Source organism: Microbacterium sp. zg.Y909 (genome assembly GCF_024626565.1).
Map to the genome: position 1 here is coordinate 1 of NZ_JANJFJ010000131.1, position 11,207 is coordinate 11,207.

The 11,207-nt window shown below is 69.6% G+C and carries 10 protein-coding genes and 1 tRNA gene; 8 read left to right on the plus strand and 3 right to left on the minus strand.

From position 1 onward, the window contains the following. The coding region (locus NQ160_RS11125; protein ID WP_257515308.1) for an MBL fold metallo-hydrolase at positions 1 to 479 on the minus strand (479 nt) is incomplete at its 3' end. 99 nt (positions 480 to 578) lie between these two features. On the opposite strand from NQ160_RS11125, the gene NQ160_RS11130 reads away from it, so the two are divergent. Both NQ160_RS11130 and NQ160_RS11135 read left to right on the plus strand, forming a co-directional pair. Then, positions 579 to 651: transfer RNA gene (locus NQ160_RS11130), tRNA-Glu, on the plus strand. 89 nt (positions 652 to 740) lie between these two features. Beyond that, positions 741 to 2,648 carry a heavy metal translocating P-type ATPase gene (locus tag NQ160_RS11135; RefSeq protein ID WP_257515309.1) on the plus strand — a complete coding sequence of 636 codons (1,908 nt, stop codon included), beginning with the start codon at positions 741 to 743 and terminating at the stop codon, positions 2,646 to 2,648. Between the two features lie 86 nt (positions 2,649 to 2,734). Here the strand turns inward: NQ160_RS11135 and NQ160_RS11140 are convergent, their stop codons facing one another. Beyond that, positions 2,735 to 3,949: a DUF4349 domain-containing protein gene (locus NQ160_RS11140; protein WP_257515310.1), complete on the minus strand. Its 1,215-nt coding sequence runs from the start codon at positions 3,947 to 3,949 to the stop codon at positions 2,735 to 2,737. Next, complete coding sequence (locus NQ160_RS11145) at positions 3,946 to 4,500, minus strand: RNA polymerase sigma factor (RefSeq protein ID WP_257515311.1); 555 nt, start codon at positions 4,498 to 4,500, stop codon at positions 3,946 to 3,948. Before NQ160_RS11145 ends, NQ160_RS11140 begins: the two co-directional genes overlap by 4 nt. A 220-nt stretch (positions 4,501 to 4,720) precedes the next feature. On the opposite strand from NQ160_RS11145, the gene NQ160_RS11150 reads away from it, so the two are divergent. From NQ160_RS11150 to NQ160_RS11175, 6 genes are all read left to right on the plus strand, one after another. Next, positions 4,721 to 5,806 carry a TerC/Alx family metal homeostasis membrane protein gene (locus tag NQ160_RS11150; protein ID WP_257515312.1) on the plus strand — a complete coding sequence of 362 codons (1,086 nt, stop codon included), beginning with the start codon at positions 4,721 to 4,723 and terminating at the stop codon, positions 5,804 to 5,806. A gap of 155 nt (positions 5,807 to 5,961) precedes the next feature. Continuing rightward, positions 5,962 to 7,419, plus strand: coding sequence for a 3-isopropylmalate dehydratase large subunit (leuC, locus tag NQ160_RS11155; protein ID WP_257515313.1), 1,458 nt, complete (start codon positions 5,962 to 5,964; stop codon positions 7,417 to 7,419). A gap of 1 nt (position 7,420) precedes the next feature. Then, positions 7,421 to 8,017: a 3-isopropylmalate dehydratase small subunit gene (leuD, locus tag NQ160_RS11160; protein ID WP_257515314.1), complete on the plus strand. Its 597-nt coding sequence runs from the start codon at positions 7,421 to 7,423 to the stop codon at positions 8,015 to 8,017. Between the two features lie 84 nt (positions 8,018 to 8,101). Continuing rightward, positions 8,102 to 9,421 (plus strand): UDP-N-acetylglucosamine 1-carboxyvinyltransferase, encoded by a 1,320-nt coding sequence (gene murA, locus NQ160_RS11165; RefSeq protein ID WP_374113647.1) that lies wholly within the window; start codon positions 8,102 to 8,104, stop codon positions 9,419 to 9,421. Further along, the gene (locus NQ160_RS11170; RefSeq protein ID WP_257515317.1) at positions 9,421 to 10,188 is read left to right on the plus strand and encodes a lysophospholipid acyltransferase family protein; all 768 of its coding nucleotides are present in this window, start codon (positions 9,421 to 9,423) and stop codon (positions 10,186 to 10,188) included. The genes murA and NQ160_RS11170 overlap by 1 nt, the downstream gene beginning before the upstream one ends. Beyond that, on the plus strand, positions 10,178 to 11,207 hold a 1,030-nt coding region (locus NQ160_RS11175; protein ID WP_257515316.1), incomplete at its 3' end, for an NAD(P)H-dependent glycerol-3-phosphate dehydrogenase. The genes NQ160_RS11170 and NQ160_RS11175, both read left to right, overlap by 11 nt.

Genomic DNA, 11,207 nt, shown 5'->3' on the forward strand with positions numbered 1-11,207 from the left:
TCCATCGCCTCGCCGATCTTCAGCCACGGCGCACCCACCGGCGCCGCCAGCAGCCGCACCTCCGCACCCTTGGGCACGGCGTAGGAGTCCCCGGGGTAATAGAAGTCGTCGTTGACGAGGACACCGACGTTGTCGATGATCGGGATGGACTCGTGGATCACCGCGTGCCGTCCGCCGTAGAACACCAGTGTGAACGGGTCGACCGTGACGGTGTCACCGGGGGCGACGACCGTGATGTCGTATCCGGGGGCGGCGGCCGCGACTCCGGCCGGTGCGAAGATCGGCACGCGCGGCGCCAGAGCCGTCAGCCGGTCCAGATGATCGGGCGTCCAGTGGTCGGGGTGCTCGTGGGTGAGGACGACGGCGACGAGGTTCTTCACATCCGTCAGGGGGAGGGTGAACGAACCCGGGTCGATGATGATCGTCTTTCCATCGCGCTCGAGGCGCAGGCAGGCATGTTCGTGCTTTGTGACTCGCATGAGGAAAGTCAACCGTGCGACACGCCCGGCGGCAACCGCAGCCCGCCTCGATTTGGCCACGTCATGCGAGCCGTGGCATACTTTAACGGTTGTCGAAACGGCCCCATCGTATAGCGGCCTAGTACGCCGCCCTCTCACGGCGGTAACGCGGGTTCGAATCCCGCTGGGGTCACAACACGAAAAACCCCCCGGTTTCTGCCGGGGGGTTTTTCGCTGCCCACGGGGCTGGCGCCGTGAGGGAGCCGCAGGCAGGCTGGCCGCATGTCGGCAATGCGTACGGCGTCACGGTATGGGTCGATCTTCCTCGCAGTCATCGCGTTGGCCGTCGTTCTGGCACTGGCCGCGGCGGGTGCCGATTCCGGCGCTCGCTGGGTCGCCACAGGGTACGTCGCCGTCTTCGTCGTCCTCACCCTCGTGCGCATGGTGCGCGACGTGCTGCACGGACACGTGGGGCTCGACATCCTCGCGGTGGTGGCGATGGTGGCGACTCTCGCGGTGGGGGAGTATGTCGCTTCGCTCATCATCGTGCTGATGCTCTCGGGCGGCGAGGCGCTCGAGGAGTTCGCGGCGCGCCGCGCGCAGCGCGACCTGACTGCCCTGCTGGACCGCTCGCCGCGGACCGCGCACATCGTCGGCGGGCCGGGCGGTCTCCCGGCCGCGGCCGGCGACGAGCGACTGCGCGACGTGCCGGTGGAGGACGTGCAGGTCGGTGATCTGCTGCTCGTGCGCCCATCGGAGGTCGTTCCCGTCGACGGGGTGGTCGTGGGGGATGCCGGCACCTTCGACGAGTCGTCCCTCACGGGCGAGAGCCTGCCGGTGACCCGCTCGGACGGGGACGAGGTGTTCTCGGGCGCCGTCAACGGCACCCGTGCGGTGCGGCTGCGCGCGGTGCGGCGCAGCGCCGACAGCCAATACCAGCAGATCGTCGCGCTCGTCGAGGCGGCGCAGACTTCCCGCGCGCCTGTCGTGCGGCTCGCCGACCGGTTCGCGGTGCCCTTCACCGCCGTGTCCCTCGTGCTGGCGGGAACGGCGTGGGGGCTGTCGGGGGATCCCACCCGCTTCGCCGAGGTGCTCGTGCTCGCCACCCCGTGTCCGCTGCTGCTGGCGGCGCCCATCGCGTTCCTGGGCGGGCTGTCCCGGGCCGCGAAGTCCGGGATCATCGTCAAGGGCGGCGCTCAGATCGAGCGTTTGGCGCGCGTGCGGTCGGTGTGCTTCGACAAGACCGGCACGCTCACCTCGGGGCGTCCCGAGCTCGTCGACGTGCTCCCCGCGGCGGGGTTCAGTGCCGACGAGGTGCTGCAGCTGGCCGCCTCGGCCGAGCAGTACTCCTCGCACGTGCTCGCCGACGGCATCCGAGCCGCCGCCGATGCCCGAGGACTGCAGCTGCTGCCGGCCCGAGAAGCCAGCGAGGTCGCGACCAACGGTGTGTCCGCCGTGCTCGCGGAGCGGCAGGTGGCGGTGGGCAAGTCCGCCTTCGTAGCCACCGTCGCCGACGGGGTGCAACGCCCCCGGCTCGAACCGGGCCAGGTGGCGGCGTACGTCGCGGTCGATGGCCGCTTCGCCGGTGCGCTGCTGCTCGCAGATGCAGCCCGGGAGGAGTCCCGCGAGGTGGTCGCGTGGCTGCGCACCCACGGGGTCGAGCGTGTCGCGATGCTCACCGGCGACGCCGCTCCCACCGCCGAGGCGATCGCCCACGGCATCGGGGTCGACGAGGTGCACGCCGACCTGCTCCCGCCCGAGAAAGTGCACCTCGTCGGGGCGTTCACCCCGCGCCCCACGATGATGGTCGGCGACGGCATCAACGACGCCCCGGCGCTGGCGGCAGCCGACGTCGGGGTGGCGATGGGGGCGCGCGGCGCGACGGCGGCGGGGGATGCCGCCGACGTCGTCATCACGGTCGACTCGCTCGCGCGCGTGGTCGAAGCGATCGTGATCGGCCGCCACACGCTGCGGGTCGCCCTCACCGCGATCTGGATCGGCATCGGGCTGAGCGTCGGGCTGATGCTCATCGCGATGACGGGCGTGATCCCCGCCGTCGTGGGTGCCCTCGTGCAGGAACTGGTCGACCTCGCAACGATCCTCTACGCCCTCCGCGCCCTGCGCGCGCCTGCCTCCGGCCTCGCGCCCGCGCCGACGCCCACGCCGACGCCGACGCCGCGCGACCGGTGAGACGAATACCCGCGGCCGAGACCGTGGGTGGCACCCGCCGTCTCGGCCGTCAGGATTCGTCTCAGCGCCAGGGCGAGGCGGCCGGGTCAGTCGGCGGCGGGGGCGGCGGGGGAGCGGCGGCGGCGGCGCACCGCGCGGCGGATCAGCCAGACGGCCGCGCCGATCACACCGATCACCCCCAGCCACGGCAGCAGGAAGCCCAGCGCGACAACGATGCCGTTCATCGCGGCCACGAGACCATTCCATCCCGCCAGCAGTCCGTCGGTGAATCCGGCGGGGTCGGCGTCGACACGCTCCGTGGGCGTCACGACGCTGACCGTCAGCGACGACAGCGATACCTGCCCGTCGAGATAGTCCAGCTGCCCCTGCAGCGACTCCAGCTCCGCCTGGCGCTCGGCCAGCGCGTCCTCGGCCGCGATCAAGTCCGACAGTGAGCCGGCTTCGCTCAGCAGGGCGGTGAGCCGCTCTACCGACGCCGCGGCCGATGCCACCCGTGCTCGCAAGTCGACCGCCTCGGTCGTGACGTCCTGACGCGAGATGCGGGATGCCGTGACCTCGCCGAACTCGTCGAGGCGCTCGATCGTGGCGGTCAGCTCCGTCGACGGCACGCGCACCGTGATCCAGGTGTCCGACACCGCCGAGGGGCCGGGATACAGCGCGGCATCGCCGTACTGGCCCCCGACGAATCCACCCTCGATCGTGCCGCTCTCGCCGAGACCGCCGGCCCGCCCGAGGCTGAGCGATTCCACGAAGCCGCCCGCCGCTTCGGCCTCAGCCGAGATCGCCTCGAGGGCATCGGCAGCCGCCCGCGCACCTGAGCCCACCTCGAGCGTCGCCGAGGCGGTCGCGATCACCTCGCGTTGCTGCGCACCGTCGCCGCCGCCGTCGGCGGCACCGCCGATGACGCCCAGCCCACTCTCGGCATCGCCGTCGGCCACGCCGGCCTCCGGCATGACGGCCGAGCCTTCGGTCGTGGTCATCCACGCGCCGTCGATCACCTGGCTGTCTGTCCCCGAGCCGCCCCTGATGAGATTGCCCACGCCCGGTGCGATCACGGCCGCCACGAGCACCAGCGCCGCCGCGGCGCCTCCGGCGACGAGCCAGCTGCGCCGGCGCTGTCGGGCGGTGCGTGCCGGCGTCGCGCCGCGAACGGCCGGCGCCGCCTCGCGCCCCGCCGCCGCGCCGCGAGGCTCTTGGCGGATGCGCGCGAACAGCTCGCCCTCGATGCGGGCGACCGTCTGGTCGTCCAGGTCGGGCAGATCCGCGGAGGCATCCGCCCCGGAAGAAGTCGTCGGGGTCATGCGGTCTCCGTTCCCAGTTCGGTCCGCAGTTTCGTGCGGATGCGGGAGAGACGATTGCGAACGACGCCGTGGCCCACGCCCAGCTGCTCGGCGGCAGCCTGGTAGGCGTGGCCCTCGGCGGCGCACAGGCGGAAGATCTCCCGGTCCAGCGCCGACAGCCCCGCCACCGCGGCGACGATGCGCTCGGCGACGTCGCGGCCGACCACGAGCTCCGCAACGTCGACCGTGTCCGGCGCGGTCTCGTCGACTGTGCCGGCGGTGCGCTCCCGCTCGCGGCGCAGGCGCCGCACCCGGTTGGCGCACTGGAACCGGCAGATCGTCACGAGCCACGGCAGCAGCGAGTCGCCGGCCAGCTGCAGGTCGGGAAGCTTGCGCCACGCCGTGAGGAAGGTCTCCTGCGTCACGTCTTCGGCATCCACTGCACTGCCCACCAGACCGTGCGCAAGCCAGTACACCGGCCGCACGTAGGCGCGGTAGAGCGCGCGGAAGGCGTCCTCCGACCCGGTTGCGGCGGCGGCCACCAGGTCCGCGTCGTCGCGATCGTCGCCCATGCGTTCCCTTTCGTCTCTCACCGAGAGAGTGTCGACCCACCGCCGATCGTCTCAGAAACGCGGTCTGGCGCGCACACGCCTGTATCCTGGTGCGAACGAGAGGGAGTATCCCGTCCTCGCGCCTCCGTCATCACGGGCCCCAATCGAGTGGCCCCGGGCGCGCGCCGCTTCACGCGGGGGAGAGACTTTCGGCATCCACCGCACCCTCCGAAAGGCTCCCATGGGCTTCGAGATCCCCCTTTGGTTCGAGATCGGCGCATTCGTCGTGCTACTCACGATCCTCATCGCCGATCTGCTGCTGATCATCAAGCGACCGCACATCCCCTCCACCAAGGAGTCGACGCTGTGGGTGGTCTTCTACGTCGCCCTGGCGATCGCGTTCGCCGGCATCCTCTTCGGCGTGACCGGAAGCGCCGATGTCACCGGACAGTTCGTCGCCGGCTGGCTGACCGAGTACAGCCTGTCGATCGACAACCTCTTCGTCTTCGTGCTGATCATGGGCCAGTTCGCGGTGCCGCGTCAGTACCAGCAGAAGGTGCTGATGGTCGGCATCATCATCGCGCTGATCCTGCGCGGCATCTTCATCCTGCTCGGAGCGGTGATCATCGAGCAGTTCCTGCCGATCTTCTACCTGTTCGGGGCGTTCCTGATCTACACCGCGTGGAAGCAGGCCTTCCCCGGCAAGGAGCATGAGGACGAGGAGAAGAAGGAGAGCTTCGTGGTGCGGCTGGTCCGCCGCCGCGTGGACATCAGCGACGAGTACGACGGCGCCAAGGTGCGCACGGTCGTGAACGGCAAGCGCATCTTCACGCCGATGATCATCGTCTTCGTCGCGATCGGCATGACCGACCTGCTGTTCGCGCTGGACTCGATCCCCGCGATCTTCGGCATCACGCAGGACCCGTTCATCGTCTTCACCGCGAACATCTTCGCGCTCATGGGCCTGCGCCAGCTCTACTTCCTGCTGGGGGGACTGCTCGACCGCCTCAAGTACCTGCACTACGGCATCGCGTTCATCCTCGCCTTCATCGGCGTCAAACTCATCTTCCACGCGATGCACGAGAACGAGCTGCCCTTCATCAACGGCGGGGAGCACATCGAGTGGGTGCCGGACATCTCCACCTGGATGTCGCTGGGCGTCATCATCGCCTCGATGGTCGTCGCCACCGTCGCGAGCCTCGTGGCTTCGTCCCGCGAGCGCAAGGCCCCGACGCCGCAGGCTGCGGCCGCGGCCGTCGCTGAGGAGCATGTGACGCCCCCGACCGTCGAGGACCCGGGGACGCCGGACCACCGCGCCGGGCGCTGACACACGAGGAGCGAGCGGTCCGCACGGTGCTAATGTGGGCGCGTGCGGATCGCTCGTCTTCTGCTTAGCGGCCGCGGCGAGGCCTCGTTCTGAGCCCTTCCTCGTCGCGGAGTCGGTGGTGGGCTTGATCCCGTTCGCAAGGAGACTTCAGAGCAATGAGCACCCCCGCACCGACGACGATCCCTGATCGCCCCCGCACCCTGGCCGAGAAGGTCTGGGATGACCACGTCGTGGTCAAGGGCGAAGACGGCAGCCCCGACATCATCTACATCGACCTGCACCTGGTGCACGAGGTGACGAGCCCCCAGGCATTCGACGGCCTGCGCGCCGAGGGGCGCCCGGTGCGCCGCCTCGACCTCACGATCGCGACCGAGGACCACAACACCCCGACGCTCGACATCGACAAGCCGATCGCCGACCTCACCAGCCGCACCCAGATCGAGACCCTGCGGCGCAATGCCGCCGAGTTCGGTGTGCGCCTGCATCCGCTCGGCGACAAGGAGCAGGGGATCGTCCACGTCGTGGGCCCCCAGCTGGGCCTCACGATGCCGGGGATCACCGTGGTCTGCGGCGACTCGCACACCTCGACCCACGGCGCGTTCGGTGCGATGGCCTTCGGCATCGGCACGAGCGAGGTGGAGCATGTCCTTGCCACCCAGACGCTGCCGCTCAAGCCCTTCAAGACGATGGCGATCACCGTCGAAGGGGAACTCAAGCCCGGTGTCACGGCGAAGGACATCATCCTCGCCGTGATCGCCAAGATCGGCACCAACGGCGGGCAGGGCTACGTGCTCGAATTCCGCGGCAGCGCCATCCGCGCCCTCTCGATGGAGGGGCGCATGACGATCTGCAACATGTCGATCGAGGCGGGCGCCCGCGCCGGAATGGTCGCGCCCGACGAGACCACCTTCGCCTACCTCAAGGGCCGGCAGCACGCGCCGACCGGTCAGGACTGGGACGACGCTGTCGCCTACTGGCGGACTCTCCCGAGCGACGAGGGCGCCGTCTACGACGCTGAGGTGTTCCTCGACGCCGACACCCTTGAACCCTTCGTGACGTGGGGCACCAACCCCGGCCAGGGCGTGTCGCTCAGCGACGTCGTGCCGGCTCCCGAGGACTTCGCCGACCCCAACGATCAGGCAGCCGCCCGCCGCGCGCTGGAGTACATGGACCTCGTCCCCGGCACTGCGCTCAAGGACGTGCCGGTGGATGCCGTCTTCATGGGCTCCTGCACCAACAGCCGCATCGAGGACCTGCGCGCCTTCGCGTCGATCGTGCAGGGCCGCACGAAGGCCGAGGGGGTTCGCGTGATGGTCGTCCCCGGGTCGGCGCGCGTGCGGCTGGAAGCCGAGGCGGAGGGGCTGGACAAGGTCTTCCTCGACTTCGGTGCCGAATGGCGTTTCGCCGGCTGCTCGATGTGCCTGGGCATGAACCCCGACCAGCTGGCACCGGGGGAGCGCTGCGCGTCGACGAGCAACCGCAACTTCGAGGGACGGCAGGGCAAGGGCGGGCGCACGCACCTGGTGTCGCCGCTGGTCGCCGCGGCCACCGCGGTGCTCGGGCGTCTCGCGAGCCCCAGCGATCTGCCGGCGTTCGAGTCAGTGGAGGTCTGACATGGAGAAGTTCACCACCCACACCGGCGTCGTCGCCCCGCTGACCCGCTCAGCCGTCGACACCGACCAGATCATCCCCGCCGTGTACCTCAAGCGGGTCACCAAGACCGGTTTCGAGGACGCGCTCTTCTCGAGCTGGCGGCAGGACCCCGAATTCGTGCTGAACCAGCCCGCGTACCGCAACGCCTCGATCCTCGTCGCCGGCCCCGACTTCGGCACCGGCTCGAGCCGTGAGCACGCCGTCTGGGCGCTGCGCGACTACGGATTCCGCGTCGTGCTCAGTCCGCGGTTCGCCGACATCTTCCGCGGCAACGCGGGCAAGCAGGGGCTGGTGACCGGGGTCATCGACGAGGCCGGCATCGAAGCGATCTGGGCGGTCGCGCAGGCTCAGCCCGGCGTGACGATGACCGTGGACCTGCTGACTCGCACTACCACGATCGGTGACCTAGAGCTTGCGTTCGACATCGATGATTACACTAGATGGCGCCTGCTCGAGGGTCTGGATGACATCGGGCTGACGCTGCGCGACGAAGATGCAATCGCACAGTTCGAAGCCCGCCGCGAGGCGTGGCGCCCACGGACCCTTCCGGTCCGGTAGCTACCAAGTGAGGTCCACCGCATGAAGTCAATTCCCCGCGAGAACACATCGGCGGCGAGCGAGCCGGAGGGGCTGTCGCAGGGAATGACGGGGGACACGATCGCCATCCGCGGCGGTCGTCCGCTGGTCGGCCGCGTCGATGTGAAGGGCGCGAAGAACCTCGCCACCAAGGCGATGGTCGCTTCCCTCCTCGGTGAGAGCGTCAGCGTGCTGCGCGACGTGCCCGACATCAGCGACGTGCAGGTCGTCCGGTCGCTGCTCGAGGTGCACGGTGTGCGCGTCGACGACGGCGAGGAGCCCGGAAGCCTCGTGTTCGATCCCAGTGATGCGAAGTCGGCCCACTTCGAGGAGATCGACGCGCACGCCGGTTCGTCGCGCATCCCGATCCTCTTCTGCGGCCCGCTGCTGCACCTGCTCGGCCAGGCCTTCATCCCCGACCTCGGTGGATGCCGCATCGGCGACCGTCCCATCAACTTCCACCTCGATGCGCTCCGTCGCTTCGGCGCGATCGTGGAGAAGCTGCCCAGTGGCATCCGTCTCTCCGCCCCCGAGGGCCTCCACGGCGCCGACATCGAGCTGCCCTACCCGAGCGTCGGGGCCACCGAGCAGGTGCTGCTGACGGCCGTGCGGGCGAAGGGCACGACCGAGCTTCGCAACGCCGCCATCGAGCCCGAGATCATGGACCTCATCGGCGTGCTGCAGAAGATGGGCGCCATCATCTCGTACGAGCCCAACCGCGTCATCTTCATCGAGGGCGTCGACACGCTCACCGGATACGACCACCGCAGCATCTTCGACCGCAACGAGGCGGCCTCGTGGGCGTCGGCGGCGCTGGCCACGGACGGCGACATCTTCGTGGGCGGGGCCCGCCAGCAGGACATGCTGACCTTCCTCAACATCTTCCGCAAGGTAGGCGGTGCCTTCGACATCCAGGAGGACGGCATCCGCTTCTACCGCGGTGGCCCGCTCAAGCCCGTCATGGTGGAGACCGACGTGCACCCCGGCTTCATGACCGACTGGCAGCAGCCCCTCATCGTCGCGCTGACGCAGGCGGAGGGGACGTCGGTGGTACACGAGACGGTGTACGAGAACCGCTTCGGGTTCACCGATGCCCTCGTGAAGATGGGTGCTGACATCGTCGTGCACAAGGACGGTCTCGAAGGCGAGTACCGCCGGGTGCCCCGCCGAGCACTCGAGCAGGCCGCGGTCATCACCGGCCCCACGCCGCTGCATGGCGCCGAGATCGTCGTGCCCGACCTCCGGGGTGGCTACAGCCACGTGATCGCGGCCCTCACGGCGCAGGGGGAGTCCATCGTGCACAACGTCGGGATCATCCGGCGTGGGTATGAGAACTTCTTCGACAAGCTGCACGCCCTCGGCGCCGACTTCGACGTCATCGGTTGATCGTGGCCCGCACACGTCGCCGCGCCTCGCCCGAGAAGACCCGCCCCAGCATCTTCTGGCCCCTCTCGGGAATCGTCGTCCCACTGGCCGGCATTCTCGCGCGCATCGAGATCGAGGGCGGGGAGAACCTGCCGATGGAGGGCGCCTACGTGCTCGCGCCCAACCACTACAGCGAGTTCGACCCGGTCATCGTGGCCGTCGCGACCTGGCGGCTGGGCCGAGCGCCTCGCTTCCTGGTGAAGGAAGGGCTCTTCCGCGTTCCGGTGTTCGGCTGGGCGCTGCGCGTCACCGGCATGATTCCCGTGGCGCGCGCAGGCTCGGCCGCCACCGCCAAGCAGACGATCGACACGGCCGAGCACCTCATCGCCAAGGGCTCGGGGGTGATCATCTACCCGGAGGGCTCGCTCACGCGAGACCCCGACCTGTGGCCCATGCGCGGCAAGACGGGTGCGGTGCGGGTGGCCCTGTCCGGCGACCTGCCGGTGATCCCCATGGCCACGTGGGGTGTGCAGAAGATCCTGCCGCGCTACGGGAAGCTCAGCCTGTGGCCGCCGCGCAAGCGGGTGCGGATCCTCATCGGACCCCCGGTGGACCTGTCGGCGTACGCGGGTCGCGGGGCCCATCACGCGTCGCTGGTCGAGGCGACCGACGTCGTGATGGATCGCATCGCGGCGCTCGAGGGACAGCTGCGCGGCGAGACGCCGCCGCCCGAGCGGTGGGATCCGACGCAGCACGGACAGAAGGAGACGGGTCGCCTTGAGCCGTAGAGCGGATGCCGCAGCCCCCCGTGTGGCGGTGATCGGCGCCGGAAGCTGGGGCACGACGTTCGGCAAGATCCTCGCTGACGGTGGGGCGCACGTGGTGATGTGGGCGCGCCGGCCGGAGCTCGCGCACGAGATCGACGAGGCGAAGCGCAACAGCCAGTACCTGCCGGGCATCAACCTTCCCCGCAGCATGTCGGCCACGCATCACCTGTCCGAGGCGCTCGACGGCGCCACCCAGGTGTACCTGTCGATTCCGAGCCAGTCGGCTCGCCAGAACCTCAAGGCCCTCAGGCCCCTCGTCACCGGCACCGACGTGCCGATCGTCTCGCTCATGAAGGGCGTCGAGAAGCGGTCGGGTCTGCGGATGAGCCAGGTCATCGAGCAGGAGCTGCACTGCGACCCGGCTCGCATCGCCGTGGCATCCGGACCGAACCTCGCCCTCGAGATCGCCCGCGAGCAGCCGACCGCCGCGGTGATCTCGTCCACGAGCCGTGAGACAGCCGAGGCGGTGGCGCGTCGTGCGCGCAACCGCTACTTCCGCACGTTCGTCAACACCGATGTGATCGGCACCGAGTTCGGGGGAGTGCTGAAGAACCTCATCGCCGTGGCCATCGGCATCGTCGACGGCGTCGGCTACGGCGAGAACACCAAGGCGTCGATCATCACACGAGGGCTCGTGGAGATGACCGACTTCGCCGTGGCACAGGGCGCCCAGCCCGAGACTCTGCAGGGCCTGGCGGGCCTGGGCGACCTCATCGCCACGTGCCAGTCGCCGCTCAGCCGCAACAACACCGCGGGCCGGCTGCTGGGCCAGGGATACAGCTACCACGACGTCGTGAAGCAGATGGATCAGACGGCCGAGGGTTTGAGTTCGGTCGCGCCGATCCTGAACCTCGCCCGGGCGGCGGGAATCGCCATGCCGATCGTCGAGCAGGTCAAGATGGTGCTCGACGGCACCATGCAGCCGCGCGACATCGCCCCGCATCTGACCACCGACGACGATCAGCCCCAGGGCGAAAGGA